Annotated in this window: 25 protein-coding genes and 1 pseudogene; 14 read left to right on the top strand and 12 right to left on the bottom strand. The window is 63.4% G+C overall.

Translation table 11 applies throughout. The features are described from left to right. Positions 1-87: 87 nt before the first annotated feature. From NKJ58_RS11340 to NKJ58_RS11330, 3 genes are all read left to right on the top strand, one after another. On the top strand, positions 88-948 hold the full coding sequence (locus NKJ58_RS11340; RefSeq protein WP_023711179.1) for an alpha/beta fold hydrolase: 861 nt from the start codon (positions 88-90) through the stop codon (positions 946-948). A gap of 245 nt (positions 949-1,193) precedes the next feature. Next, complete coding sequence (locus NKJ58_RS11335; protein WP_023683761.1) at positions 1,194-3,245, top strand: elongation factor G; 2,052 nt, start codon at positions 1,194-1,196, stop codon at positions 3,243-3,245. 725 nt (positions 3,246-3,970) lie between these two features. Beyond that, on the top strand, positions 3,971-4,468 hold the full coding sequence (locus NKJ58_RS11330; protein WP_023711177.1) for a methyltransferase family protein: 498 nt from the start codon (positions 3,971-3,973) through the stop codon (positions 4,466-4,468). Between the two features lie 22 nt (positions 4,469-4,490). On the opposite strand, the gene NKJ58_RS11325 is transcribed toward NKJ58_RS11330, so the two are convergent. Continuing rightward, positions 4,491-5,387 (bottom strand): LysR family transcriptional regulator, encoded by an 897-nt coding sequence (locus NKJ58_RS11325; protein WP_023671970.1) that lies wholly within the window; start codon positions 5,385-5,387, stop codon positions 4,491-4,493. A gap of 80 nt (positions 5,388-5,467) precedes the next feature. After that, positions 5,468-6,442, bottom strand: coding sequence for a thioredoxin-disulfide reductase (trxB, locus tag NKJ58_RS11320; RefSeq protein WP_023711176.1), 975 nt, complete (start codon positions 6,440-6,442; stop codon positions 5,468-5,470). 256 nt (positions 6,443-6,698) lie between these two features. Here trxB and NKJ58_RS11315 point away from each other — a divergent pair, with 256 nt between their 5' ends. Beyond that, positions 6,699-7,178 (top strand): Lrp/AsnC family transcriptional regulator, encoded by a 480-nt coding sequence (locus tag NKJ58_RS11315; protein WP_023751221.1) that lies wholly within the window; start codon positions 6,699-6,701, stop codon positions 7,176-7,178. Positions 7,179-7,183: 5 nt separating this feature from the next. Here NKJ58_RS11315 and NKJ58_RS11310 read toward each other — a convergent pair whose 3' ends face one another. From NKJ58_RS11310 to NKJ58_RS11295, 4 genes are all read right to left on the bottom strand, one after another. Beyond that, positions 7,184-7,831, bottom strand: a complete 648-nt coding sequence (locus tag NKJ58_RS11310; RefSeq protein ID WP_352518272.1) for a D-glycero-alpha-D-manno-heptose-1,7-bisphosphate 7-phosphatase — start codon at positions 7,829-7,831, stop codon at positions 7,184-7,186. Next, a complete protein-coding gene (locus NKJ58_RS11305) occupies positions 7,824-8,396 on the bottom strand; it encodes a D-sedoheptulose-7-phosphate isomerase (RefSeq protein WP_023671975.1) in 573 nt (190 codons plus the stop codon). Before NKJ58_RS11305 ends, NKJ58_RS11310 begins: the two co-directional genes overlap by 8 nt. A gap of 8 nt (positions 8,397-8,404) precedes the next feature. After that, positions 8,405-9,898: a D-glycero-beta-D-manno-heptose-7-phosphate kinase gene (gene rfaE1 / locus NKJ58_RS11300; protein WP_023671976.1), complete on the bottom strand. Its 1,494-nt coding sequence runs from the start codon at positions 9,896-9,898 to the stop codon at positions 8,405-8,407. Positions 9,899-10,022: 124 nt separating this feature from the next. After that, a complete protein-coding gene (locus NKJ58_RS11295; protein ID WP_023754553.1) occupies positions 10,023-10,655 on the bottom strand; it encodes a LysE family translocator in 633 nt (210 codons plus the stop codon). 134 nt (positions 10,656-10,789) lie between these two features. Between NKJ58_RS11295 and rfaD the strand changes: the two genes are divergently transcribed. From rfaD to waaC, 3 genes are read left to right on the top strand one after another with little or no spacing between them, the layout of a single operon-like run. After that, a complete protein-coding gene (gene rfaD, locus NKJ58_RS11290) occupies positions 10,790-11,740 on the top strand; it encodes an ADP-glyceromanno-heptose 6-epimerase (RefSeq protein ID WP_023683756.1) in 951 nt (316 codons plus the stop codon). After that, positions 11,713-12,720: a lipopolysaccharide heptosyltransferase II gene (gene waaF, locus NKJ58_RS11285; RefSeq protein WP_023695762.1), complete on the top strand. Its 1,008-nt coding sequence runs from the start codon at positions 11,713-11,715 to the stop codon at positions 12,718-12,720. Before rfaD ends, waaF begins: the two co-directional genes overlap by 28 nt. Beyond that, entirely contained in the window at positions 12,717-13,691 is a 975-nt protein-coding gene (gene waaC / locus NKJ58_RS11280) for a lipopolysaccharide heptosyltransferase I (RefSeq protein WP_023683754.1), read from the top strand. The genes waaF and waaC overlap by 4 nt, the downstream gene beginning before the upstream one ends. A 23-nt stretch (positions 13,692-13,714) precedes the next feature. On the opposite strand, the gene greA is transcribed toward waaC, so the two are convergent. Next, entirely contained in the window at positions 13,715-14,188 is a 474-nt protein-coding gene (gene greA / locus NKJ58_RS11275) for a transcription elongation factor GreA (RefSeq protein ID WP_023683753.1), read from the bottom strand. Positions 14,189-14,476: 288 nt separating this feature from the next. After that, positions 14,477-15,013: a tetratricopeptide repeat protein gene (locus NKJ58_RS11270; RefSeq protein WP_023705872.1), complete on the bottom strand. Its 537-nt coding sequence runs from the start codon at positions 15,011-15,013 to the stop codon at positions 14,477-14,479. Between the two features lie 225 nt (positions 15,014-15,238). Here NKJ58_RS11270 and NKJ58_RS11265 point away from each other — a divergent pair, with 225 nt between their 5' ends. The 3 genes from NKJ58_RS11265 to NKJ58_RS11255 all read left to right on the top strand — a co-directional run bounded on the left by NKJ58_RS11265 (position 15,239) and on the right by NKJ58_RS11255 (position 17,863). After that, on the top strand, positions 15,239-15,664 hold the full coding sequence (locus NKJ58_RS11265) for a DUF3775 domain-containing protein (RefSeq protein ID WP_023683751.1): 426 nt from the start codon (positions 15,239-15,241) through the stop codon (positions 15,662-15,664). Between the two features lie 198 nt (positions 15,665-15,862). Next, positions 15,863-16,939: an extensin-like domain-containing protein gene (locus tag NKJ58_RS11260; RefSeq protein WP_023728209.1), complete on the top strand. Its 1,077-nt coding sequence runs from the start codon at positions 15,863-15,865 to the stop codon at positions 16,937-16,939. A gap of 132 nt (positions 16,940-17,071) precedes the next feature. Then, complete coding sequence (locus tag NKJ58_RS11255) at positions 17,072-17,863, top strand: extensin-like domain-containing protein (RefSeq protein ID WP_023695766.1); 792 nt, start codon at positions 17,072-17,074, stop codon at positions 17,861-17,863. A 20-nt stretch (positions 17,864-17,883) separates the two neighbouring features. Here the strand turns inward: NKJ58_RS11255 and NKJ58_RS11250 are convergent, their stop codons facing one another. Then, positions 17,884-18,603 (bottom strand): gamma-glutamylcyclotransferase, encoded by a 720-nt coding sequence (locus NKJ58_RS11250; RefSeq protein WP_023705875.1) that lies wholly within the window; start codon positions 18,601-18,603, stop codon positions 17,884-17,886. 112 nt (positions 18,604-18,715) lie between these two features. On the opposite strand from NKJ58_RS11250, the gene NKJ58_RS11245 reads away from it, so the two are divergent. Together NKJ58_RS11245 and NKJ58_RS11240 are read left to right on the top strand one after the other, a co-directional pair. After that, positions 18,716-19,423, top strand: a complete 708-nt coding sequence (locus NKJ58_RS11245; protein WP_352443337.1) for an LssY C-terminal domain-containing protein — start codon at positions 18,716-18,718, stop codon at positions 19,421-19,423. 70 nt (positions 19,424-19,493) lie between these two features. Further along, on the top strand, positions 19,494-20,804 hold the full coding sequence (locus tag NKJ58_RS11240; RefSeq protein WP_023683747.1) for a hemolysin family protein: 1,311 nt from the start codon (positions 19,494-19,496) through the stop codon (positions 20,802-20,804). Between the two features lie 28 nt (positions 20,805-20,832). On the opposite strand, the pseudogene NKJ58_RS11235 reads toward NKJ58_RS11240, so the two are convergent. Then, positions 20,833-21,755 (bottom strand): annotated as a pseudogene (locus NKJ58_RS11235) (DMT family transporter). Positions 21,756-21,970: 215 nt separating this feature from the next. On the opposite strand from NKJ58_RS11235, the gene NKJ58_RS11225 reads away from it, so the two are divergent. Then, positions 21,971-23,266, top strand: coding sequence for a glucoamylase family protein (locus NKJ58_RS11225; protein WP_023733329.1), 1,296 nt, complete (start codon positions 21,971-21,973; stop codon positions 23,264-23,266). Positions 23,267-23,431: 165 nt separating this feature from the next. Here NKJ58_RS11225 and NKJ58_RS11220 read toward each other — a convergent pair whose 3' ends face one another. Further along, positions 23,432-24,037 carry an NADPH-dependent FMN reductase gene (locus tag NKJ58_RS11220; RefSeq protein WP_023671992.1) on the bottom strand — a complete coding sequence of 202 codons (606 nt, stop codon included), beginning with the start codon at positions 24,035-24,037 and terminating at the stop codon, positions 23,432-23,434. Positions 24,038-24,126: 89 nt separating this feature from the next. On the opposite strand from NKJ58_RS11220, the gene NKJ58_RS11215 reads away from it, so the two are divergent. Continuing rightward, positions 24,127-24,495 carry a winged helix-turn-helix transcriptional regulator gene (locus NKJ58_RS11215; RefSeq protein ID WP_023683744.1) on the top strand — a complete coding sequence of 123 codons (369 nt, stop codon included), beginning with the start codon at positions 24,127-24,129 and terminating at the stop codon, positions 24,493-24,495. Between the two features lie 500 nt (positions 24,496-24,995). On the opposite strand, the gene NKJ58_RS11210 is transcribed toward NKJ58_RS11215, so the two are convergent. Next, positions 24,996-25,391: an acyl-CoA thioesterase gene (locus tag NKJ58_RS11210; protein ID WP_023741089.1), complete on the bottom strand. Its 396-nt coding sequence runs from the start codon at positions 25,389-25,391 to the stop codon at positions 24,996-24,998. Between the last annotated feature and the right edge of the window lie 191 nt (positions 25,392-25,582).

The raw sequence follows: 25,582 nt of genomic DNA, 5'->3' as shown, positions 1-25,582 counted from the left end.
AATCCTTTCTTAACCACATGTTTAAAGAACATATAGAGCCAGCGATGCGATGTTGGCGGTCAGGCAAATCTCAAGGTCTAATCCAGCATGAGCATCACTCACCGCACCATCCGCACGCCGCAGGCCGACTTGCGCCTCAGCCAGTCGTCTGGGTCCGGCATGCCCATCGTCATGATCCATGGCTCGGGCAGTTCGCGCGCCGTGTTTGCCCGTCAGTTCGATAGCCCGCTTGCCGACGGCCATCGGCTGATCGCCTTCGACCTTCCCGGCCACGGCGAGTCCTCCGATGCCCGCGACCCGGCGACCGCCTATACGATTACCGGCCTTGCCCAGACCACAGCCCGGCTTCTCGACGCTTTGGGCATCGGCCACGCCATCATCTTCGGCTGGTCGCTCGGCGGCCATGTGGCGGTCGAACTGGCCAGCTTTCACCATGCGGTCAGCGGCCTGGTGCTGACCGGAGCGCCGCCGGTGTCGCGAGGGCCGCTTGGCATGCTGCGCGGCTTTCACGCCAACTGGGACATGCTGCTCGCCTCCAAGAAGGTCTACTCCGAACGCGACATCGAGCGTTTTGAGGCTCTGTGCTACGGCGACACCGCCAGTCCGTCTTTCCGCGAAGCCATCAGGCGCACCGACGGTCGGCTTCGCGCCGGCGTGGCGCGCTCCATGTTTGCGGGCAAGGGCGCCGACCAGAAACAGGTGGTCGAGCACGCTCCGTTCCCCGTCGCGGTGATCAATGGCGAGCATGATCCGCTGGTGCGGCTAAGCTATTTCGAGACCGTCGCCTACAGCTCGCTGTGGGAACAGTGCCATGTCATACCAGGCGCCGGCCATGCGCCCTTCTGGGAACGTCCGGACCTGTTCAACCCGTTGCTGTCGCGCTACGCCGAGATGGTGGTGAAGCAGAGTGCAGCCGCCACGCCCACGCGCCGCACTCAGGCAAGCTGAAATCGCCCGACGGTTCTGATCCCCGGGTCTTGCCTCGGCCGCCTGACGGCGGCGCGATTTCTATTTTCCTTGCCCTCCCGGCTAACCCGTGGGACGATGGGTTGGGCAGGTGGCTAAATGAAAACAACCCCGCCCGCGACGGTCGAACAGGCCGGCCGCCGCTCACGACAGGGTGCGATCGGCGCAAAACCGTTTCCACTTTTGCTGATCGCACTCCAAGGGCAACGCCTGAGTGGAGGTCAGCCATGGGTACTCGCGCCGGAGGACGACGCACGGGACCGAAATGCATTGCCATAGTCGGTCCCTTTGCAAGCGGTAAGACGACACTTCTCGAAGCCATCCTCGCCCGTACGGGCGCCATCCCCCGCCAAAATCCCGTTTCATCGGGAAGCACCGTTTCCGATCATTCGCCCGAGGCGCGGGCGCACGCCATGAGCGTCGAGGCGACCTTTGCCACCACCGAATTCATGGGCGAGCAGATCACCTTCGTCGACTGTCCCGGATCGATCGAATTCTCCTTCGAGGCCGAGCCGGTGCTGGCAGCCTGCGATCTCGCGGTGGTCGTCGCCGAGGCCGACGAGAAGAAGATCCCAGCCTTGCAGCTCATCATGCGCAAGCTCGACGATCTCGGCGTGCCGCGCATCCTGTTCCTCAACAAGGTCGACAAGGCAATCGCCGGCGTACGCGATACGCTGAAGATGCTGCAGCCGACGAGCGCGGCGCCGCTGTTGCTGCGCCAGATTCCGCTGCGCAAGGACAATGTGGTGATCGGTTCGATCGACCTGGCGCTGGAGCGCGCCTACATCTACCGCGAATATGCCGAAAGCCAGGTTGCCGAAATTCCAACTGACGACAAGGCGCGCGAACTGGAGGCTCGCTTCTCCATGCTGGAGACGCTTGCCGACCATGACGACCAGTTGATGGAGCAGTTGCTGGAGGAGATCGAGCCGCCGAAAGACGCGGTCTTCGACGATCTGTCCGCCGACCTGCGCGCCGGCGCCATAACGCCGGTGCTGATCGGCACCGCCGAAAAAGGCAACGGCGTGCTGCGCCTTTTGAAGGCGATCCGCCATGACGCACCGGATGTCGAGGCGACGCGCAAACGGCTCGGCGTCCCCGACGGCAATCACACCGTGGTCCAGGTGATGAAGACCATCCACACCGCGCATGGCGGCAAGCTGTCCGTGTCGCGCGTACTCTCCGGCCAGATCGCCGATGCAGCCGAACTCTATTTGTCGAATGGCGAGACGGCGAAGGTCTCCGGCATCTACAAGATGCTCGGAAAGGACCAGTCCAAGCTCACCGCTGCCAAGGCCGGCGACACGGTGGCGTTGGGCAAGCTGGACGAGGTCAAGACCGGCCAGACGTTGAGCTCCACGAAGGGCGGTATCAAGCCGCTGGTCACGCTGACGCCGCCGCAGCCGGTCTTTGCCTTTGCCCTGCGGCCGAAGGAGCGCAAGGACGAGGTCAAAATGTCGGCGGCCATCCAGCGCCTGGCCGAGGAAGATCCCTCGCTCACCTTGCGCCACAATCAGGACTCGGCCGAGACCGTGCTGTCCGGCCATGGCGAGATGCATCTGCGGGTCGTGCGCGAGCGGCTGGAAGGCAAGAATCAGATTCCGGTCGAAGGCCATGCGCCTGCCGTCCCCTATCGCGAGACGATCCGAAAGACGGTGCAGCAGCGCGGCCGCCACAAGAAGCAGTCCGGCGGCCATGGCCAGTTCGGCGATGTGGTGATCGAGATCAAGCCGCTGCCGCGCGGCTCCGGCTTTCAGTTCTCGGACACCATCACCGGCGGCGTCGTGCCCAAGACCTACATCCAGTCGGTCGAAACCGGCGTGCGCGATTATCTGAAATCCGGCCCGCTCGGCTTCCCTGTGGTCGATGTCGCCGTCAACCTCTCCGACGGCTCCTACCACGCCGTCGATTCCTCCGACATGGCTTTCCAGATGGCGGCCAAGCTGGCCATGAAGGAAGGCATGGCGGCCTGCTCGCCGGTGCTGCTCGAGCCGGTCATGAAGGTCGAGATCGTCACGCCGTCCGAAGCCACTTCGAAGATCATCGCGCTGATCCCGCAACGGCGCGGTCAGATCCTTGGCTACGACGCGCGGCCTGACTGGCCGGGATGGGATGTCGTGGAGGCGACCATGCCGCAGGCCGAGATCGGCGACCTGATCATCGAACTGCGCTCGGCGACCTCCGGCGTCGCCAGCTATCGTTGCGCCTTCGATCACATGGCCGAGCTGACCGGACGGTTGGCCGACGAGGCGATGAACGCCAACGGCAAGGCTGCCTGACAGGCCGAAGGATGATCCGCACAAAAAACGGCGCCCGGATGATCCGGACGCCGCTCTTATTGCGGACCGTCTTCTTGGGAGGAAAACGGCAGGTCCGCCGCACGTATCCGCCGCGCCATACGGCACTGACAGACGAATAGGTTCGGACGCGGTAGCCGCCTGAGCCCGGATCTTCCGAGTGATGCCCCCATCTCCCGGTCGAACCACACCGCGTCCTATGATCTGCTTAAACGATGAATCACGCCTGCGGCATGTTACCTGAGGTTACATGTCACTGTTACGCGGCGATTTTGCTCGATTTTTCGCTGGCTACGGCAGGCCCGGAAACAAAAAAGCCGGATCAATGAAGATCCGGCTGAGTTTGATTGGAAGTGCCTGTTAAGGCTAACCTCCAGAGGGGAACACTCGAGGGCGCTAATGGGAGGAGAACGCACCCAGGAGATGATCTATATATGTGCTGTTCATGCCCAAGAAACAAGCATCTATTTTGCAACACACGCATGCAAAAAGGTACAGGCTGTGGTCTAACCCATGTCTAGGGGCCATAGGACCACGAAAAGTTGCCAAATGAATGGCGCGACCATGCTGTTGCCTTCGCAGAACCGCAAGTCGGGCTGATTCTCGCGCTCGCGGGCAAAAAGCCGAATGACGTTGAATCGGGCACCAGGCGTTTATTTTTGCGGCAGCGGGATGGGAAGGGTCGGCCGGAAGAAGGGAGACCTGACATGCGGACACCCCAGGCGATCGCCGGCAGCGCGGTCTTCTTCATCGCCGCACCTTGTGTCGTCGCCGGGCTGGTGCCCTGGCTGCTCACGGACCGCTACCGTCTGCCGCTGTCGACGGTGCCCGGCTTCGTGCCGGCCGGCTCCATCCTGATTGTCGCGGCCATCGCCCTGCTCGTCCAGTCCTTTGCCCGCTTCGCGCTCGAAGGCCTCGGCACGCCGGCGCCTGTCGCGCCCACCGAGAGACTGGTGATCGGCGGCGTCTACCGCCATGTCCGCAACCCGATGTACGTCGCCGTGCTGTCGATCATCCTCGGCCAGGCGTTGCTGTTTTCAAGCTGGAGCGTCGCTGCCTATGCCGCCATCGGCGCGATCGTCATGGGCTCTTTCGTCAGGTTCTATGAGGAGCCGACTCTCGCCCGCCGCTACGGTGGCGAATACGAGACCTACCGCCGCAATGTTCCCGGCTGGCTGCCACGGCTGACGCCTTGGCGGGGGTGACCAGCACCTCCCAACGGCATGTTTAAAATGACCAGCTGCGCGCTTTGGCGATGATGAAGTCGCGGAAGACGTGCAGCTTGGCCTGGTTCTTCATTGCATCGGGATAGGCGAAATAGGTGTCGAAGGACGGCACCTCGGTCTCCGGCAAAAGCTGCACCAGATCCGATTCCTTGGAGATCACGTAGTCGGGCAGCATGGCGATGCCGGCGCCGCCCTGCACGGCGCGCTTGATCGACAAGATGTCGTTGATCTGCAGCGTCGGCACCCTTTGCCCACCGTCGAAATCGCCGATCGTTTCCAGCCAGTTCAGCTCCGACAGATGCGACGGCACCGGCACACCGAAAGTGACGATGCGATGGTTCTTCAGATCGGCGACCGAGGTCGGCTTGCCGTGCTTGCCGACATAGGACGGCGAGGCATAGAGGTGGAAATGCACGGTGAACAGGCGGCGCTGGATAAGGTCGGGCTGCTGCGGCTGGCGCAGCCGTATCGCGCAGTCGGCCTGGCGCATGGTGAGGTCGAGTTCCTCATTGGCCAGGATCAGCTGCAGGCTGATTTCCGGATAGAGCTCGATGAATTCCTGCACCCGCTCGGTCAGCCAGCCGGCGCCGAGCCCGACCGTGGTCGTTACCCTCAGCACGCCTGAGGGACGGTCCTTGGCCTCGGTCAGCTTCGACTTGATGGTCTCGAGCTTCATCAGCACGTCATGCGCCGTGCGGAACAGCATTTCGCCCTGCTCGGTCAGCACCAGGCCGCGGGCATGGCGATTGAACAGCGGCACCCCGACATCATGTTCGAGCGCGCTGACCTGGCGTGAAATCGCCGATTGCGACAGGTGCAAAGTCTCGGCGGCATGGGTAAACGACCCAGCCTCCGCCGCTGCGTGAAACACGCGAAGCTTGTCCCAGTCCAACGCCATTGAGTTCCCCTCGTTCTGTTTTTGGCGTCTGAATGAAAAATCAGGCTTTTGAACGGCTTGCGACGCCGTCTTGATAGATTTTATTCCGCCGCTTCGCGGTGCACCTCGATGCCGGCCAGGTATTTTTCCGCCTCGAGCGCGGCCATGCAGCCGAGCCCGGCGGCGGTCACCGCCTGACGGTAGATATCGTCGGTCACGTCACCGGCGGCGAACACGCCGGGAACGTCCGTGCGGGTCGAATTCGGCGCCGTCCACAGATAGCCGTTCGGCTTCTGCTTCAGCTTGCCGACAAACAATTCCACCGCCGGCGCATGGCCGATCGCCACGAACACGCCGTCCACCTGGAGATGGCTGACCTCGCCGGTCACCGCATTTCTGAGCTTCAGCCCTTCGACCGAAGGCGGCAGCGGCGTCTTGCCGGGCCGGCCGGTGATCTCGTCGACGATCGTGTCCCAGATGACTCGGACATTGTCCTTTTTCAACAGCCGCTCACGCAGGATGCGCTCGGCGCGGAAATCGTTGCGCCGGTGGATGACGGTCACGCTCTTCGCCAGATTGGAGAGATAGAGCGCCTCCTCCACCGCCGAATTGCCGCCGCCGATGACAGCGACATCCTTGCCGCGATAGAAAAAACCATCGCAGGTGGCGCAGGCCGACACGCCGAAGCCCATGAAGGTCTGTTCGGTGGGGATGCCCAGCCATTTCGCCTGCGCGCCGGTGGCAATGATCAGCGCGTCGGCCGTGTAGGTGGTGCCGGAATCGCCCGTGGCGCGGAACGGCCGCACATTGAGGTCAACCTCGGTGATGATGTCGTTGATGATATCGGTGCCGACATGCTCGGCCTGCTTCAGCATCTGCTCCATCAGCCACGGGCCCTGGATCGGATCGGCGAAGCCCGGATAGTTTTCGACATCGGTGGTGATCATCAGCTGCCCGCCCTGCTGCAAGCCTGCTACGAGCATCGGCTTGAGCATGGCGCGCGCGGCGTAGACTGCGGCGGTATAGCCGGCCGGGCCGGAACCGATGATAAGGACAGGCGCGTGCTTGGTGGTCATCTAAAGCCTCTGCGGGGCAGACAATCGAGTGTGCCTTGGAAAACGACGTGAAATGCTGCTGGCAATGTAAGGGTTGCCAACCACACCAGCAAGACGATCAGGCCGTCGTCCCCGGAAAGCTTCGGCCTACAGGCGCATTCACGCAGTGGCCGCTTTCGTTGCGGTTGCAAAATCGCCCGACCAAGGGCTGGCATCGACACAAAAGTCGTTTAAGGACGAGATCGCGAAAGATTCTTGCGCCTAAGCCGAGACCGCCATGCTCCTGAAAGCCGACCTCGACGCCATCGACTGGAAGATTCTGCGCGAGCTTCAGGCCGACGGGCGCATGACCAATGTCGAACTGTCGAGCCGTGTCGGCATTTCCGCCCCGCCCTGCCTGCGCCGTGTCCGGCGGCTGGAGGAAAGCGGCATCATCAGAGGCTATCGCGCCTTGCTCAACGCGCCGGCGCTCGGCATGGATGTCGTCGCCTTCTGCCTGATCGGCCTGCATCACCAGGCCGACGCGGAGCTTAAAACCTTCGCCGAGCGCACGCGCGGCTGGCCGATCGTGCGCGATGCCTGGATGGTCTCGGGCGAATCCGACTTCCTGCTGCATTGCGTGGCGAGCGATCTAGGCACGTTCCAGACCTTCGTCATTGAAGAACTGGCCTCGGCCCCCAATGTCGACACGGTGCGCACCGCGCTGACCATCCGCCGCGTCAAGGACGAAGGGCTGGTGGCGTTCAGCGCCCCATGATCGTCCTAGATTCGGGCGAGCGACTCGATAGCCCCCAAAAGCGCTACCAGATCATCGGGGTTGCGCAGCGGCAGAACCTCGAAGCCCGGCTCATTACTTCCCTCGCCATCCACCAGCCAGCCGCGCGGCAGGCCGGCACGTTGTCCGGCCTGCATATCCGCGGCCTTGTCGCCGACTATCAGCGAGCGCTTGAGATCGAGGCCGAGACGCTGCCGGGCCTGTAGCAGCATGCCCGGATTGGGCTTGCGCATTGGATGGTCGGCGACCGCCAGTGGCCCGCTGCCCGCCTCGTGGTAGGCGCAGGCCAGAACCATGTCGACGAAGGCATCGCCGGCGGCAAGCAGCTTGAGAACCCGGCCGTTGACCGCGGCAAATTCCTTCCAGCCGAAATAGCCGCGCGCGATGCCGGACTGGTTGGTGACGATGACCACCGGGATGTTGCCCCGGTTGGCCGCCGCGATGACCGGCACGATGCCGTCGCGCAGCGCCATTTTGGCTGGATCGTCGGGATAGCCGGTGTCGACATTGATGGTGCCGTCGCGGTCGAGGAACAGCGCCGGCGCGTTGGCTGGAAACACCCGCGAACCCACCCGCTCAACCCACAGGCCGGGCTCAGCCAGCGGGTATGGACCGTAGGCCCCGGTGTCAGCCATTCGACAGACGGTCTTCCACCACCTCGCAGAGATAGTGGTAGAGGCAGAGATGTCCCTGCTGGATGATCGGCGTCGAGGTCGAGGGCACGTTGAGCAGTATGTCGGTGAGCGGCTTGAGTTTGCCACCGCTGTCGCCGGTGAGGCTGACCACCGTCATGCCCATCATCCGAGCCTGTTCGGCGGCAGCCAGAATGCTCGGCGAATTGCCGCTGGTCGAGATGGCAAGCAGCACGCCGCCGGGCGCGCCATGCGCCTCGACCTGGCGCGAAAACACGGTGTCGAAGCCATAGTCATTGCCCCAGGCGGTCAGCATGCCCGCGTTGGCCGGCAGCGCAATCACATTGTAGGCCTTGCGCTCCTTAAGGAAGCGGCCGACCAGTTCGGTGGCAATGTGGATGGCGTCGCTGGCCGAGCCGCCATTGCCGCAGACCAGCAGCGCCTTGCCCGAGGAAAGCGCGGCGACGACCGCACTCACAGCACGTTCCATCTCGGCGGTCAGGTCACGCTCGACTGTCGCGGTGATCGCGGCCGCCGAGCGGACCAGATAGTCATTCAGTCCGGACATGAAATCCCTCAGTTGGTACCGCCGCCGGCGCGCAATTTGCCGATCGTGCCGGTGGTGCTCTTGCCGGCGACAAGGTCGACCAGGACGACGCGCCCGCCCGCCTTCTGCACCACATCGGCGCCGACAACGGTTTCGACCGTGTAGTCGGCGCCCTTGACCAGAATGTCGGGCAGAAGCGCCTCGATCAGCGCCAGCGGCGTATCCTCTTCGAACACCACGACCGCATCGACCGAGGCCAGGGCGGCGAGCACGCAGGCACGATCATGCTGATCGTTGACCGGGCGCCCTGCGCCTTTCAGCCGACGCACCGAGGCATCGCTGTTGAGGCCGAGCACCAGCCGGTCGCACTGGCTGCGCGCCGCGTGGAGAAGACTGACATGGCCGGCATGCAATATATCGAAGCAGCCATTGGTGAAGCCGACGCTCAGGCCCTCGTCCTTCCACGCCGCCACCATGCGCGCGGCCGATGCGGCATCGAGGATGGCGTCCTTATGGGCGGTGGGGCCGTGCGAGCGGAACAGCGCGCCGGTGAGTTCCTCCACGGTCAGCCGCGCGGTGCCGCGTTTGCCCACCACCACACCGCCGGCGGCATTGGCGATGGAGGCGGCCATGACGCGATCGGCGCCCGCGGCCAGAGCCAGCGCGAAGCTCGCGATTACCGTATCGCCGGCGCCCGAAACGTCGAACACTTCGCGCGCCTGGGTGGCGATGTGGCGCGCCTCATCCGCGCCGACGACGCTCATGCCCTTTTCGCTGCGGGTGGCGACGACGAAGTCGAAGCCATGTGCCGAAATCAGCTGGCGTGCCGCCGCGACGATCTCGTCGTCGGCGAAAACCGGGCGACCGACAGCTTCGCCAAGCTCCTTGCGGTTGGGCGTGATGGCGGTCGCGCCGGCATAGCGCGCATAGTCGCGGCCCTTGGGATCGACCAGCACCGGTTTTCCCGCCTCGCGGCAGATGGCGATCAGGTCGGCGGCGACGCCGTCGAGCAAGATGCCCTTGCCATAGTCGGACAGAATGACGATGTCGGCGCGCGTGAGTGCGGCGCGAAAATGCCGGACCAGGTCCGCCCGTTCCTTGTCGTCGAGCGGCTTGATCTCTTCCTCATCGAAGCGCAGCACCTGCTGATTGAGCGCGCTGAAGCGGCTCTTCGACGACGTCATGCGACCGCGCTCCTGCGCCATATCAGCCGTATCGGCGCCGAGTTCGCGCAGCATGCGCACCAGATTGTCGCCGGCCACATCGGTGCCGATCACCGATATGGGAATAGCGCTGGCACCCAGCGAGACGATGTTGGCGACAACGTTGCCTGCGCCGCCCATCGTCGAGGTCTCGCCGCGCCCGTGCAGCACCGGGATCGGCGCTTCCGGCGAGATGCGCTCGATGACGCCGTTGACGAAACGGTCGAGGATGAAGTCGCCGACCACCAGCACGGCAACGTCGCCAAAGCGGGCAATGGCGCGGTGCAAAGGTTCGGGCGAAGGCGGATTGTGCTTGATCATGTCACTGGCAATGCGAGGGAAAGGCCGACCTCAATCACGCTGAAAATTGTCAATTTACGGGCCGGATCGTTCATGGCGAAGCCGATATACCGCAAATCCGCGCAGCGCAACGTCAGGGCGGCCGTCAGCTCTTCTGCAACGCGACGTGGACGCCCAGTCCGACCAGCACCGCCCCGCCCGCCCTCTGCATGATGCGCTGCGCACGGCTGGAGCGCTTCAGCCGGGCGATCACCATGCCTGCCAGCAACACGCAGACAATATCTGCCGAAGAGAACATTAAATTGACGATGGTGCCCAGCACGACGAATTGCAGCCACACCGGGAAACCCGCCGAGGCATCGATGAACTGTGGCAGGAACGCCATGAAGAAGATCGCCGTCTTCGGATTGAGCACTTCGACGGTGATGCTCTCGAAAAATGCCCGGCGCACCGATTTGCGCTCGATCGCCGGCAGCGCCGTGTCACCGTCCCCGCGCTTGCGGAACAAGGACACGCCAAGCCAGATCAGATAGAGCGCGCCGATGAGCTTGACCGCCATGTAGAGCGGCGGCACCGCATGGAAGAGCACCGACAGCCCGGCGGCAGCCGCAAAGACATGGAAATAACCGCCAAGATGGATGCCAAGTGCCGCCGTCAGCCCCGACCAGCGCCCGCGCGCCATGGTCTGCGCGGCGGCATAGAGCATCGCCGGTCCTGGAATATAGGCAAAGATCGCCGTGGTGGCGAAAAACGCAATGAGCAGTTCGGTCGACGGCATTTTTTGTCCCCTAGCTTGCGGGCCTCGAATAAAGCGGGCCGCTTCGCGGTCTCACTGTGGCGTCGTGGTGCTTCATCGACAGTACGCTTGGCCTCCCTTATAAGGACCGGAATCGCAAGCAACCAGAGGCCTTCATGATCATCGTCACGGGCGGGGCCGGCATGATCGGCTCCAACATCGTCGCCGCACTCAATGCCGAAGGCCATGATGACATCCTCGTCGTCGACGACCTCACCGACGGCCACAAGATCGCCAACCTGGCCGATTTGCAGATAGCCGACTATCTCGACAAGGACGAATTCTTGGCCACCTTGGAAGCCGGCGACCTAGGCCGCGTCGAGGCCGTCTTCCACCAGGGCGCCTGCTCGACCACCACGGAATGGAACGGCAAGTTCATGATGGACGTGAACTACGCCTTCTCAAAGCGCTTGCTGCATGGCTGTCTTTCGCTGCGCATACCGTTCCTCTATGCCTCCTCGGCTTCCGTCTACGGCGGCGGTTCGGAGTTTCGCGAGGATCCCGCACTTGAGCGGCCGCTCAACGTCTACGCCTATTCGAAGAAACTATTCGACGACTATGTCAGGCGCACCGTGTTCGACACCGATCATTCGCAGGTCGCGGGCCTGCGCTACTTCAACGTCTATGGCCCGCGCGAGGCGCACAAGGGCGCCATGGCCTCGGTCGCCTTCCATCTGTTCAATCAGGTCGGGCGCGGCGAAAACCCAAAGCTGTTCGGCGCCCATGACGGCTTCGGCCCCGGCGAACAAAGCCGCGACTTCATTCACGTCGGCGATGTCGCCGACGTCAATCTGTGGCTGTGGAAGCGCGGCTCGAGCGGCATCTTCAACTGCGGCACCGGCCGCGCCCAGCCGTTCCGCGCCATTGCCGAGACCGTGATCGATACGCTGGGCCAGGGCGAGATCGAGTTCATCGAATTCCCCGATCACCTCAAGGGCAGCTACCAGAGTTTTACCCAAGCTGATATGTCCCGCTTGCGCGCAGCCGGCTATAATGGGCAATTCCGCAGCGTGGAAACCGGCGTCAGAGACTATGTCGAATGGCTGAAAGCCCAACGATCCTCGTGATCGGCCCACGCTGGGTGGGCGATATGGTCATGGCGCAGTGCCTGTTTTCAGCGCTGAAGGACGTCCATCCCAACGCCGCCATCGACGTGCTGGCCCCGGCCTGGGCGGCCCCGCTGGTCAAGCGCATGCCCGAGATTCGCCAGCAGATCGATTTCCCGCTGCAACCGGGCGCGCTCGAATTCACCATTCGCCGCCGCTTCGGCCGCCTGCTGCGCGGCCGCTACGACATGGCCTACGTCCTGCCGGGCAGCTGGAAATCGGCGCTGATCCCGTTCTTTGCCCGCATCCCCCGCCGCTTCGGCAATCTCCGGGAAATGCGCTACGGCCTGCTGACCGACATCGTGCCGCTGCCCGATGCCGTCAAACGGCGCACCGCGCAGGCCTATTTTGGCCTCGCCCAAGGCGGACATTTCCGGCCGCCGCGGCTCACCGTCGACGCCGGCAATCAGAAAGATCTGCTCGCTCGCTTCGCAGTGCAGCCGGGAAAATTCGTCGCCATGATGCCCGGCGCCGAATTCGGTCCGGCCAAACGCTGGCCTAGCGAAAGCTATGCCGGCCTCGCCGGAGAGATGATGGCGAAAGGATTCAAGGTCGCGTTGTTCGGCTCGAAGAACGATCGCGACGTCACCGCCGAGATCGCAGCACTCGCGCCCGGTGTCGTCGATCTGGCAGGAAAGACACGGCTGGAGGACGCCATCGACCTGATCGCCGCGGCCAGGCTGGCGGTGTCCAACGACAGCGGGCTGATGCATGTCGCGGCCGCCGTCGGCACGCCGGTCGTTGCCGTCTACGGTTCGACCTCGCCGGAAAACACGCCGCCGTTGGCTGAACAGCGCGAACTGATCTGGTTGCATCTGTCCTGTTCGCCCTGCCACCGGAAGGTCTGTCCGCTCGGCCACCTCAACTGCCTGAAGACGCTGGACGTTGCCCGAGTGGCAGCGGCGGCGGACAGGTTGCTGGAACTCCCGGCCGCCGCATGAAGGTGTTGATCGTCAAGACCTCCTCGATGGGCGACGTCATCCACACCTTCCCCGCCGTCGAAGATGCACGCCGCAAGCGCCCCGATATCGCCTTCGACTGGTGCGTCGAAGAGGCCTTTGCCGGCATCGTCGCGCTGCATCCGGCGATAGCAAAGATCCATACCGTCGCCATCCGGCGCTGGCGCAAGCATCTGTTCAACGCCGGCACATGGCGGGAGGCGACAAGCTTGCGCCGCGCTCTGCAAGCAGGCGAGTACGACCTCGTCATCGATGCGCAGGGGCTGCTGAAATCGGCCCTGGTTGCGAAACAGGCAGCGGCACCAATCGCAGGTTTCGACCGCGCAAGCGCGCGGGAGCCCTCGGCAACGTTGTTTTACCAGCGCAAATACGCCGTGCCGCGCAACCTGCACGCCATCGAACGCACGCGCCGGCTGTTCGGGCTGGCGCTCGGCTACGAGCCCGATCTTTCGGCGCTCGCATCCGGGATTGTGCCGCCTCCCGGCGGCCTGGCCGGCATTGACGGCAAGACGGCCTTCCTGCTGCACGGCACCAGCCGCGAGGACAAGAAATGGCCCGCCGAAGACTGGATCGAAACGGCTCGCCTGCTGGTTGGTAGCGGAATGACGCCGGTCACCACCTGGTCGAACGAGCGTGAGAAGGCGGTGGCCAAGGCGATCTCGAAAGCCGTGCCGTCAACGATCGTGGTGCCGAGATCGCCGCTGGCAGACATTGCCGCGATCCTTGGCCGCTCGACGCTGGTTATCGGCGCCGACACCGGTCTGACCCACCTCGCCAGCGCCTTCGGCCTGCCGACGGTCGCGGTGTTCCTGGCGACCGAGCCGGGTTTGACCGGCCCGCGCGGGCAATATGCCTCAACGTTGCTGGCCGCAGCGGGGGAGCGCCTCATGCCGGCACAGGTGGTGCCGGAAGCAGAAAAGCTATTAGCCCTTAAGCTCCAAGCTTCGGCATAGGACCTTCCAGCAATTCTGAGGTGCTAGATAAATTGCACCTGGACGATCTCATAACCCCTGGCGCCGCCGGGGGCGTTGACCTCGATGGCGTCGCCGACTTCCTTGCCGATCAGCGCGCGCGCGATCGGCGAGGAGATCGAAATACGGCCCGATTTCACATCCGCTTCCTGGTCGCCGACAATCTGGTAGGTCTTCTTTTCCTCGGTGTCCTCGTCGACCAGCACCACCGTGGCGCCGAACTTGACCTTGTCGCCGCTAAGCTTGGTGACGTCGATCACCTCGGCCCGAGCAATATAGTCTTCCAGTTCGTTGACACGGCCCTCATTGAGGCTCTGCGCCTCTTTGGCGGCATGATATTCGGCATTTTCGGACAGGTCGCCATGCGAGCGCGCTTCGGAGATCGCCTCGATGATACGCGGCCGCTCTTGCTGCTGGCGCCAGCGCAGTTCTTCCTTCAATGACGCGAACCCCTCGCCTGTCATCGGGACCTTGTTCATGATGCCTGACCTTTCCTGCCGCCACCCCCGCATTTCGGGGAAAGCCTTGTCGATGGGTATAAAAAGAAAACGGGTCCGGCAGCCTCGGGCTAACGGAACCGTTTCACCGCAATTTTCCCCAATATAGCGATCCTCGCGCGTTTTTCACGCTGAAAAAGCAGGCTTTTTGAAAAATCATGAGCCGACTTGCGCAATTGCCGTCACGGCATGTGCAGCGTGTTGCAGTTGCGACAACAAAAACCGGCTGCGATTGCTCGCAGCCGGCCCAGAAAAGCCGTTGGGGTGGGGTCAGCTTCTCATGAAATGGTAGATCTGTTCGGCCAGCATGCCGTATTCGCGCGAATCTTTGCCCGTCCGCTTCTCGATCTCGGCCAGCTGCGCCTGGGCGCCGACCAGATCGCCGATCTGCAGATGGGCCTCGCCGAGATATTCGCGCACCAGCGTGTAATCCGGGTTGATGCGGAGCGCTTCCTCGTAATAGCCGAGGCCGACGGTGACACGGCCGGAATGGCGATGCGAATAGCCGAGATAGTTGAGGATGCGTGGATCCTGCTTGTTGGCGGCAAGGCTGAGCACGGCGATCGCCTCGTCATAACGCCCGGCCATGGCCAGGTCGTGACCAGCATCATAGATGTTATCGTCGTCCAGCATGCCGTACTTCGGCGCGACGCATTTCTGCTTTTTCTTGTCCCAGACCTGCCCCTTCTTGCACTGGGTGGTGGTCTCGGTACCACCGCCACCGCCGCCGGCCGCAAACACCGGAACCGCAAAGAACTGCAGCGCCACAAGCGCCGCAGCCGCCTGGATCAACACTCTTTTATGCATCGAAGCCTCCTTGAGGGATAATGACGAGCTTGAGGGAAAATGACGATAATGAAAAGCTAACGCCGGGATGCAGACTTTTCATCCCGGAAACCCGCAGCCGCCGAAACTATTTGTGCGCCATGCCTAACCTGAATTCGGTCAAAGGCGGGAGCCAAGGATCAGAACATGACGTGACGCGCGCTGCAAATCCGCTATCATTCGGGAAATGATCAGCGGGGGTGCCGAGTGCAACAGCGCCGTGAGCGGGAATGGGAGCTATCGATCGGCCCGGACACCGTGCGCCTGTTCATTCTCAAGGCAAAGGGACTGAGTGCTGCCGTCAACGAAGACTATGCCGACGGTGCCGAGCATGAGGTCGAGCTCGATGGTGAATCACATGCCAATCACCACCATGACGGTCTGGCGGAGGAAAGCGCGGAAGACCTCACCGAGGAAGAGCTGCGCGAGCTGATCAACGACCTCAACGTTGACGAAGCGGCCGAGTTGATCGCGCTGGCCTGGGTCGGCCGCGGCGACTATGACGCTGCGGAATGGTCCGATGCGGTTGCCGCCGCGCGCGACCGCGCCAACAAGCGCACGGCGAAATACCTGCTCGGCATGCCGCTTTTGGCCGACTGGCTGGAAGAAGGGCTGGAAGCGATTGGCGCGTAACGACGTCGTTACCGTTCGTGATGGGCCGCAGGCAACCTCCGGGCGTTCGCGCCGTTGAGGACGATGGGGTCTGTTGTACTTTCCCGAACATGCAGGGTTGCGCTGGTCATGGTCGTCACGGCTCTGCTGCTGACGCCCCTGCTGACGCAAGCCGACGCCAAACAGCGCAAGAAGCATTACACGCCGCTGTCACAGCGGTTGGAGCAGCTGTTTTCGCCGCGGGTCGACTCGCATCCTAAGCCGCGCAGCAAACACCGCCAGAAGCCCAGGCCACAGCGGCACATCACGCCAAAGCAGGTGGAACAAAAGACCCCGGATAAAGAGCCCTCGCCCGCCGATGTTCCGGTGCAGCCCTCGCGCGTTGTCCCGCTGCCCGAGGCGCGTCCTTCAGAGGCGCCGAAGACCGGCGCGGCACCGATCGAAAAGCAAAAGGCCGAAGGTCCGAACCCCCTTGGCGCGCCCAACCGGTCCAATGACGATCGATTCAACGAAGAAAAGTCCCGTTTTAAAAAGCAGGCGCGGCCCGGACCGTCAGCCCCGAAGCCGTCGACCGATAGGCAAAGCGAGCCCGAGCCGCCGGCCGCGGTGCCGATTCCGACACAAAAGCCAGACACTTCGGAACCTGAAGCTCAGCCGCTGGCCGTTGCTCCGCAACCACCTGAAAAACCCGATGCCGGCGACAAGAAGATGCTGCCCGATGCGCGCTCGGCCGATGTGCCCGATGCAAAAATGCCGGCGGCGGAAGTCGCCTGTCGCGAGCGGCTGACGGCCCTTGGTGTCGAATTCGAGGAGCATAAGGCGGAAAGCAATCCCGACATCGGCTGCTCGATCCCCTATCCCCTGGTGCTGAAGTCGCTCGGAAAATCCATCGCCATCGGCCCCGCGACCGAACTCAACTGCCCAATGGCCGAGGCTGCAGCCCGCTTTGCCGCCGAAATCATACAGCCGGCGGCGAAAGCCGAGTTCGGAGCCGACCTGAAATCGATCAACCAGGCATCGGCCTTTGTCTGCCGGCCGCGCAACGGCACGCGCCATCTGTCGGAACATGCCTTCGGCAACGCGCTCGATATTGCCAGCTTCACGTTGTCGGACGGCAGAAAGGTCGAAGTCGGTCCAACGCCGCCCGAGAAGGACGGCAAATTCCTCAATGCGGTGCGCAAGGCCGCCTGCGGACCGTTCAAGACCGTGCTTGGACCGGGCGCGGACCCGGACCATTCCCTGCATTTCCATCTCGATCTCGAACCGCGCCGGAATGGTGGCACTTTCTGCCAGTGATGGCCCTTCAGTGATCGTCATGCCGGTGATGGTCTGGCTGCCGCATTTCGGCCGCAGGCATGAACGGGAACGCTGAGTTTTCCTTTACCCTTGATCGTTAAAATCCCACCGATCAAGGACAGGATTCCGCCCATGGCCGCAATATTTCGCGCCGCGAAGGCAAAAAGCGCAGCGATACTGGCCGCCGGTCTTGCGCTGGCCGCCGTTTCGGCTTGCAACACTGGCAGCGTGCTGTCGCTGCAGCCGGCCGTCGATGTCGGCTCGCAGACCGCGGCCGTGCCGCAATATGAAGGCATGCAGAAGCTCGTCCCGTCCAATCCCTATATGACTGCCGCCTATCCGCACATGGACGAGCCGATGTCGGAGTCGGAGCCGCAGCAGATGCCGGCCAGCGAAACCGATTGCCGTGGCGAGCTGAAGCGGCTTCGCGTCGTCTACACCGATGTCCAGCCGATCCACGAGGGACAGTGCGGCATAGACTGGCCGGTCAAGGTCTCCGCCATCGGCGGCATCCAGATGAAGCCCGCCGCAACATTGACCTGCGACATGGCCGCAAGTTTCGCCGCCTGGACCAGCAACGAACTGGTTCCCTCCGCCCGCTGGCGCTATTTCTCGGGCGTCAAGACCATCCACCAGGGCTCGAGCTATTCCTGCCGCAACATCGCCGGCGAAGGTGTCCTGTCCGAGCACGGCAAGGGCAACGCCCTCGACGTCATGAGCATCGAGCTCAACAACGGCGACGACATCGACGTGCGCAAGCCCGGCCTGTTTGCCTTCCGCACCCGCGGCTTCCTCAACAATGTGCGTGCCGACGGCTGCCAGTATTTCACCACCGTGCTCGGTCCCGGCTACAATTACGATCACCGCAACCATTTCCATTTCGACATCAAGAACCGCAAAAGCGGCTACCGCGCCTGCCGCTAAGGCGTTTCACCGTTCAGAAATCAGTCGGGATTGGCGTTCCTGGTGGAAGCGATGATTTGCTGGGCCACCAGATCCTGGATGCGCCAAAGGTTCCTGTCGCGGATACCGCTCTCTTCCAACTTGCTGACGGTTCGGAACAGGTATTGAGCCGACGAGCCCCAATGCCCGGCAGCCCGCGCCAGCGTGTCGGCAACCTGCTCCAATGGCAGCCGGCCCGCATAGGCCCTGCCGTCTGGCGCGGCGACGAAAGCCAAGGCCCGCAACGGCCCATCCTTGGTCTTGACCTTGATCCAGCATGGCACGTTAGTCGGCGGATTGGCATCGATCTCGCGGCGCATCAACTGGCCAAGTTGCCCGACATGGTCTTCCGCGGGCAGCCGATAGACGATGCCGTTGCAGCTGCCGCCTCGATCGAGCGCCAGCATCAGCGCCGGCAAATCACGGGTTCCGCGCCAACGGGTCAGCGTCAGGCAGAACGAGCGGTGCCATCCTGGCGCCGTGGCCGGGCGCTGCTCGACATGGGCAAATTCGGGGTTCCAGATCAGCGACCCGTAGGCAAAGACCCATAGCGCTTCAGGCCGATGCTCCGACAGAAGTTGCTCGACAAGACTATCGAACTCCGCGTCTGTATGCTCGGTTGTTCCGGGCTCGGGACCCGGATCCGGTTCGACACGCTCGACCCTTGCGACAAGGTCCGCGGTCAATGCCATCGAGCTGCGACCCACCGGCTTCTTATCCATTCCTGCTCACCCCCCGCAAAAACGATGGCCGACGATAGAACGGCTGCTCGCCGCTGGCCATTGATTTCCAGGGTCCGTCAGGCACAGATACCGCACGGATCGAGCCGCTTTCATGAGCCGACGAAGCCTGCAACGACGCGCATTGACCTGGCTCGCCGCTCTTCTGGCGGTCTGGCTGGCCCTCGCCTATGTCGCTGCGCCGGAATTCTGGACGGTTCGCGACCGCGGCTTTCGCACGCAGACTTTCGAGATGGTGACACACACGCCGCAAGGCATTCCCGGCGACCCGATCAATATCGGCCTTGTCGGTACCGAAAAAGAGATGGTCCATGCCTTCGCCATGACCGGATGGGATACGGCCGATGGCGTGACGCTAAAGACCGCGATCGAAATCGGTGAGAGCGTGCTGTTCGACCATCCCTATCCTGACGCCCCGGTCAGCCGGCTGCTGTTCGAAGGCCGCGCCCAGGATCTCGCCTTCGAAAAGCCGGTCGGCGGCAGCGCCGACCGGCGCCATCATGTCCGCTTCTGGCGCAGCGATGCGACCGGCGACGACGGCCGAACGCTCTGGATGGGCTCGGCCAGCTTCGACCGCGGCGTTGGTCTCAGCCACGATACCGGCGCCATTACCCACCATATCGCCCCTGACATCGACGCCGAGCGCGATCTCGTGATCCACGACCTGTCGGCGGCCGGCATGGTGACCTCGGCGAGCGACATCCCGGGCATCGGCGCCACCAGGACCGGACGCAACGGCGGCGGCGATCCCTATTTCACCGACGGCAAGACTCTTGTCGGGGTGCTCAGGCAATTCCCCTGAACCACCGTCATTTCCCAAAAATCATCGCGGACTATTTTCCTGCGGCCCGCCGCAATGCTATTGAGCCCTGATGCTATACGTCGAAATCGCCACCGTGGTCGTCCTCATCTGTGTGAACGGCCTTCTGTCGATGTCCGAGCTCGCCATCGTGTCGTCGCGCCCGGCGCGGCTCAAGGCGATGATCGACCGCGGCGTCAATGGCGCCGGGCGTGCGCTGACGCTCGGCTCCAATCCCGGCAAATTCCTGTCGTCGGTGCAGATCGGCATCACTCTGGTCGGCGTGCTGTCGGGCGCCTTCTCCGGCGCCACGCTGGGCGACAGGCTTTCGGTGTACCTGGCCTCGACCGGCATGCGCGAAAACATCGCCGACCCGCTCGGCGTCGGGATCGTCGTCGCCATCATCACCTATTTCTCGCTGATCGTCGGCGAGCTGGTGCCCAAGCAGATCGCGCTGCGCGATCCCGAGCGCGTTGCCGCCCGCGCGGCGCCTGCAATGACCATCCTAGCCACCGTCTCCGCGCCGCTGGTGTTCCTGCTCGACATTTCCGGCCGCGCCATATTGTGGCTGCTTGGCCAGCGCGGCGAGAGCGAGGAGAAGGTCACCGACGAAGAGATCAAGATGCTGGTCGCCGAGGCCGAGCATCACGGCACCATCGAATCCGACGAGCGGCGCATGATCGCCGGCGTCATGCGGCTCGGCGATCGCGCCGTGCGCGCCGTGATGACGCCGCGCACCGAGGTCGACTGGATCAATTTGCAGTCCGATGAGGGCGCCATCCGCAAGCTCTTGATGGAGACCCAGCATTCGCGCCTCCCGGCCGGCGATGGCGGGGTCGACGTCATGGTTGGCGTTGTTCAGACGCGCGACGTGCTGGCCGCCCTGCTCGCCGGCCGCGCACTCGATCCGCGCAAGCATGTGCGCGCCGCCCCCATCGTCTACGACCAGGCCGACGCGCTGGATGTGCTGCAGAAGCTGAAGGAATCCGACGTGCCGATGGCGCTGGTGCATGACGAATACGGCCATTTCGAAGGGATCGTCACACCTGCCGACATTCTCGAGGCCATCACCGGCGTCTTCCGGGCCGATACCGACGCCGGCGACGAGGAAAACGCCGTCAAGCGCGAGGACGGCTCATGGCTGCTCGCGGGATACATGCAAGCCGACGAGATGGCTGACGTTCTCGGTATCGACCTGCCGGAAAATCGGGATTACGAGACCGTCGCCGGTTATGTGCTGTCGCACATGCACCATCTGCCGGCGACCGGCGAATGCGTCGACGCGCAAGGCTGGCGTTTCGAGGTCGTCGACCTCGACGGCCGCCGCATCGACAAGCTGATCGCCACCCGGCTGCCCAGCGGCCATCGCGAAGTGGTGCGTTGACGCTCTGCCGTCAAAGCGAATAGCGCGCTCAGACCGCGGCTTCGATCGGTTCGGCAAGCTTCGGATTGGAGCGCGAGGCGATCAGGCAACTGGCCACGATCAGGGCCGCTCCAGCCAGCGTGGTCCAGGTCGCCGCCTCGTCGAAGAACAGCCAGCCAAACACGATCGCCCAGATGAAGGCGGAATACTCCGTCGGGATCAGATATTGCGCTTCGGCCCGCGCGTAGGACCAGCTCATCAGGAACTGGCCGGAGAGCGACAGCGCCGTCACCCCGGCCAGCGGAAGCCAGAGATTGCCCGGCAGGGCAACCGCGAGCCAGGGAGCGGCGGGGAGAAGGACGGCGGCAACGCACAGGTTCTGGAACAGCATGATCTCGACTGGCTTGGCCACCAGCGCCTGCCGCCGCGAGAGGATCAGATTGTAGGCGTAGAACACCGTCGATGCGAGCACTGCCACCGTGCCAAGCAGGGCATCCCCGGTATAATTCCCTTGCCCGAACTGTCCGGCCATGATGATGACGACGCCGGCGATGCCCGCCAGCGACGCCCAGATCGCCTGGCGCTGTATGCGTTCGCCCAAAAGCAGCGCCGCCAGCAGGAGAGCGAACAGCGGCGCGACGAAACTAAGCCCGATCCCATCCGCCAGCGGCAATCTGGCAAGGCCCCAGAAGAACGACAGCAGAACGATGCCCACGACCCACGGCGCGCAGCGCGTGTAGCCGCAGCACGGAAGGCGTGGGAAGGGAACGCGGCCCCGCCGCCCAGGCCGTGCCCGCGACCACGCTCGCAAGCATGCTTCGCCACAGCACCGTGTTGTAGACACCGACGGCGATCACCAGGATTTTCATCGCCGCATCCATGGCGGACAGAAGGAAGATCGCAAGTGCACAGACCAGCACCGGGGTCATGGGGGAAACGACGCCTGACGGGCTGGGTAACTTCACGGGGCATGCTCATGTGATGGATCGCAGCCGGATATATCAGGGGAGGACGGCCAGGCCAGATGGCAGGGCCGTGCATATGGCGGTCCAACCGATCTTCGCAGCCCCTCGATTTGAATTCGGTGCGTCGGCAGCGCCTTTCGCTATCGGCCCCAGCCTGCCCTCACCCATGATTGATCCGCTGGACGAATGGCAAAAGCAGCCAAAGCCTCTATATCGATTGTCATGGATGCATCGAACGAACACGCGCTAAACGACGAGCTTCTCCAAGATATCCAGCGCCTGTCCTTCGAGTATTTTCTCAACGAGGCCAACCCTGCCAACGGCCTAGTCGCCGACCGCAACACGCAGGCGTCGCCTGCCAGCATAGCCGCCGTCGGGCTCGCTTTGTCGTCCTATCCCGTCGGTGTCGAGCGCGGTTTCATGACGCGCGATGCCGCAATCGAGCGGACGCTCGCCACGCTTCGCTTCTTCTGGAACGCCCCGCACGGGCCGGAGCCCGATGCCACCGGCTACAAAGGTTTCTACTATCATTTCCTCGACATGAAGACCGGCCGCCGCGTCTGGAATTGCGAACTGTCCACGATCGATACCGCCCTTTTGCTTGCCGGTGTTCTGGCCGCCGGCGCTTATTTCGACGAGGACGATGAGCTCGAACTGGAAATCCGCCAGCTTGCCGATGCGCTCTACCGCCGTGCCGACTGGCGCTGGGCGCAGAACGGCGGCGCCACCGTCACCCATGGCTGGCGGCCTGGAAAAGGCTTTCTCCGCTACCGCTGGGAAGGATTTGACGAGGCGCTGATCCTGTACGTCCTGGGTCTCGGTTCGCCGACCCACTCGCTAACTCCCGAGAGCTACGCGGCCTGGCTGTCCACTTACAAATGGAAGACCATCTACGGCCGCGAGGTGGTCTATGCCGGCCCGCTTTTCATCCACCAGTTCTCGCATATCTGGATCGATTTTCGCGACATCCGCGATGCCTTCATGCGCGATCACGACCGGGACTATTTCGAAAACAGCCGCCAGGCGACGTATCTGCAGCGCGATTACGCAATCCGCAATCCGAGGGGGTTCGCGGGCTATGGCGAGAATTGCTGGGGCGTCACCGCCAGCGACGGCCCAGGTCCGATCGCGCGGCGAGCCGATGGACGCCGCTTCTTCGGTTATCTCGCCCGCGGCGCACCGTTTGGCCCCGATGACGGCACGCTGTCGCCATGGGCGGCAATCGCCTCCTTGCCTTTTGCGCCGGAAATCGTGCTGCCGGCGCTGCGCCATTTCCACGAGATGGACCTGCGCGACGGCAACCCTTACGGCTTCACCGCGAGCTTCAACCCGACGATCGCTGCCGACGACGGCCGCGCCTGCGGTTGGGTATCGCCGGACCATGTCGGCATCAACCAGGGGCCGATCGCCCTGATGATCGAGAACTACCGGTCCGACTTCCTGTGGCGATTGATGCGCCGCGTGCCGGCCATCACCACAGGACTGCGCCGGGCCGGGTTTTCCGGCGGTTGGCTGTGACAGGCGGCGATCCTTCGCGCGGGATCGTCAAGGCATCAGCGCGACCTTGCCGGTCCGACTCCACCATCCGGCCAAGGGAGCCGAGAGCGCCTCTTCACGTGAATGAAAAAGGGCGGCGCAAACGCCGCCCTTTGGAAAAATCATCGGTCCTTGGGAGGATAAGGCTCAGGCCGCCTGGGCTTCGCCGGCAATCGCGTCGGCCTGACGCGCTGCCTTGAGCACGCGGGCCCACCAGGCAACGTCGTTGACCAGCGCCGTGGCAGCCTGGTTCAGATGCTCGATCTCCTCGAGCTTCTTCTCGCCCTGGCGCACCGCCAGGAAATCGCTCCAGGCAATGTGAACGGCGGATTTGACCGGCGCCATCTGCAATTCGACCGCGGCAAGACGCAAATGTTCGACAGCGCGCGAGCCGCCGACGCTGCCATAGCCGACGAAACCGGCCGGCTTCTTGTTCCATTCATTGGCGGCGTAATCGATGGCGTTCTTCAGCACGGCCGTCGGGCCATGGTTGTATTCGGCGGCGGTGAAGATGAAGCCGTCGAATTCGGCGACCTTCTTTTGCCAGCGCTGGGCAACTTCGTTCTGCGACGGCGCCCAGGCGGACGAGGCGACCTCGTCGAAGAAGGGCAGCGGCCAGTCGCGCAGGTCGACGGTCTCGACGTCGATGTCGGCATGGGATTTCGCGATCTTGGCGATCCACTGGGCGGGCACATCGGCGAAACGCGCGGCGCGTGTCGAACCGACGACGATGGCGATTTTGGGCTTGGACATGGGGCTCTCCATATATGCAAAAGCTGGTATCGTTTGGATACCGGCGCTATATGAGATACTGACAAATGGCAGCGCAAGGAGGCACCGTTATGTTACTGAGGCACCCGCACAACACCGAAGACTGCCGCGCCGTCTCGGAAATCCTGCAGCGCGTCGGCGACAAATGGACCGTTCTGGTCGTCGGCAAGCTGGGCGGCGGACCGCTGCGTTTCAATGAGTTGCGCGCCGCTGTCGGCGGCATTTCGCAGAAGATGCTGACCACCACCTTGCGCGGTCTTGAGCGCGACGGCTTCGTCACCCGAACCGTGTTCCCGACCATCCCGCCACGCGTCGACTATGAGCTGACGGAGCTCGGCCATGAGCTGCTGGTGCCGGTCGGCGCGCTCGGCGAATGGGCGCGGAAGAACACCTCGCGGGTCCAGGCGGCGCGTGAAAGATTCGATGGCGTGCACGCCTGAAAACCGTTGCCCAGAAATAGTTTACGGATTTTGCCGTCGACGACGCGTACCCGGGTTTAACTGGATCCGCCCTTGCATCGTTGGTCACGCCATGGCGACATAGCTGCAGCGTTTCGTTCGCCGGCGCATCATCATTTTGAGGCTGACGAGGTCTTCCGCTGACGGGCCCTCAGGCCTTTGACGCAGGGTTGCTGCAACACACTGCGCCGCACGTCTCTACCCTTGCAGACCGCTGGGCAGTCCGCTCGTTGCCAACGGTCCGGTCGTGCGTGCAGGCAACGCTTGGAAGCTCTTTCCTGATCTCGGTATAAGCGGTCGTGCCAAGCAGGCAGATCACCGCGACGAGGGCCGCCACGAGCCAGCCGTTCAGCATGTGTTGACGCATTGTCTTCCCTCCGCCGCCCGCAGAATCGGATGTGAAGGCAACCATTGGATGTCGCGCAGCGCATCGCCCGCGCGGGGGATGTTACATAAGCGCAAGCTTGGCAGAATCGACGATGTCAACTTTCGGTTGGAATCGGCTTCGGCTTGCCGTCGCTATCCAGCGCCACCATGACGAAATCGGCGTAGGTGACCTTCTCCATCAGGTCGGAGAGGTAGCGTTGCGCCCAGGCCTCGACCTTGAGCGTCATGGAGGTGCGGCCGACGCGCTCGACATGGGTGTAGATGCACAGCGTGTCGCCGATCTTCATCGCCTTGGCGAAGGACATTTCCTTGACCGCCGCCGTCACCACGCGGCCCTTGGCCCGCTCGGCCGCACGGATGCCGCAGGCAAGATCCATCTGCGCCATCACCCAGCCGCCAAAGATGTCGCCGGCCGCATTTGCATCGGCCGGCATGGCGAGCGTACGCAAGGTCAGATCACCGATCGGCCGTCCGTCCGCGTAATGCACCATCCGAGATTCCCCTGAAGCGATAGCCCTTGATCCCGTAGCGTCATGGACCCAAGAGGTCAACGCGACGGGCGAGGCTCCCGGCGCAATGTCGGTTCCATGGTGGCTTTTCCGACCAGGCGTCTCACGGTCGCTTTTTTCACAAGCCATGCCGGAAGCCGCAGGGGCGCGGCCAAGCCGTCGCGGATAGGCTG

It is taken from the genome of Mesorhizobium sp. M0139 (assembly GCF_040322455.1).
GTDB lineage: Bacteria > Pseudomonadota > Alphaproteobacteria > Rhizobiales > Rhizobiaceae > Mesorhizobium.
Note: the sequence above shows the minus strand (reverse complement) of the source record. Positions and strands in the feature narration are given on the sequence as shown.

Coding starts and splice junctions, on each gene's coding strand:
- NKJ58_RS11340 (WP_023711179.1), top strand. CDS start 88: ATGAGCATCACTCACCGCACCATCCGCACGCCGCAGGCCGACTTGCGC.
- NKJ58_RS11335 (WP_023683761.1), top strand. CDS start 1,194: ATGGGTACTCGCGCCGGAGGACGACGCACGGGACCGAAATGCATTGCC.
- NKJ58_RS11330 (WP_023711177.1), top strand. CDS start 3,971: ATGCGGACACCCCAGGCGATCGCCGGCAGCGCGGTCTTCTTCATCGCC.
- NKJ58_RS11325 (WP_023671970.1), bottom strand. CDS start 5,387: ATGGCGTTGGACTGGGACAAGCTTCGCGTGTTTCACGCAGCGGCGGAG.
- trxB (WP_023711176.1), bottom strand. CDS start 6,442: ATGACCACCAAGCACGCGCCTGTCCTTATCATCGGTTCCGGCCCGGCC.
- NKJ58_RS11315 (WP_023751221.1), top strand. CDS start 6,699: ATGCTCCTGAAAGCCGACCTCGACGCCATCGACTGGAAGATTCTGCGC.
- NKJ58_RS11310 (WP_352518272.1), bottom strand. CDS start 7,831: ATGGCTGACACCGGGGCCTACGGTCCATACCCGCTGGCTGAGCCCGGC.
- NKJ58_RS11305 (WP_023671975.1), bottom strand. CDS start 8,396: ATGTCCGGACTGAATGACTATCTGGTCCGCTCGGCGGCCGCGATCACC.
- rfaE1 (WP_023671976.1), bottom strand. CDS start 9,898: ATGATCAAGCACAATCCGCCTTCGCCCGAACCTTTGCACCGCGCCATT.
- NKJ58_RS11295 (WP_023754553.1), bottom strand. CDS start 10,655: ATGCCGTCGACCGAACTGCTCATTGCGTTTTTCGCCACCACGGCGATC.
- rfaD (WP_023683756.1), top strand. CDS start 10,790: ATGATCATCGTCACGGGCGGGGCCGGCATGATCGGCTCCAACATCGTC.
- waaF (WP_023695762.1), top strand. CDS start 11,713: ATGGCTGAAAGCCCAACGATCCTCGTGATCGGCCCACGCTGGGTGGGC.
- waaC (WP_023683754.1), top strand. CDS start 12,717: ATGAAGGTGTTGATCGTCAAGACCTCCTCGATGGGCGACGTCATCCAC.
- greA (WP_023683753.1), bottom strand. CDS start 14,188: ATGAACAAGGTCCCGATGACAGGCGAGGGGTTCGCGTCATTGAAGGAA.
- NKJ58_RS11270 (WP_023705872.1), bottom strand. CDS start 15,013: ATGCATAAAAGAGTGTTGATCCAGGCGGCTGCGGCGCTTGTGGCGCTG.
- NKJ58_RS11255 (WP_023695766.1), top strand. CDS start 17,072: ATGGCCGCAATATTTCGCGCCGCGAAGGCAAAAAGCGCAGCGATACTG.
- NKJ58_RS11250 (WP_023705875.1), bottom strand. CDS start 18,603: ATGGATAAGAAGCCGGTGGGTCGCAGCTCGATGGCATTGACCGCGGAC.
- NKJ58_RS11245 (WP_352443337.1), top strand. CDS start 18,716: ATGAGCCGACGAAGCCTGCAACGACGCGCATTGACCTGGCTCGCCGCT.
- NKJ58_RS11240 (WP_023683747.1), top strand. CDS start 19,494: ATGCTATACGTCGAAATCGCCACCGTGGTCGTCCTCATCTGTGTGAAC.
- NKJ58_RS11225 (WP_023733329.1), top strand. CDS start 21,971: ATGGATGCATCGAACGAACACGCGCTAAACGACGAGCTTCTCCAAGAT.
- NKJ58_RS11220 (WP_023671992.1), bottom strand. CDS start 24,037: ATGTCCAAGCCCAAAATCGCCATCGTCGTCGGTTCGACACGCGCCGCG.
- NKJ58_RS11215 (WP_023683744.1), top strand. CDS start 24,127: ATGTTACTGAGGCACCCGCACAACACCGAAGACTGCCGCGCCGTCTCG.
- NKJ58_RS11210 (WP_023741089.1), bottom strand. CDS start 25,391: ATGGTGCATTACGCGGACGGACGGCCGATCGGTGATCTGACCTTGCGT.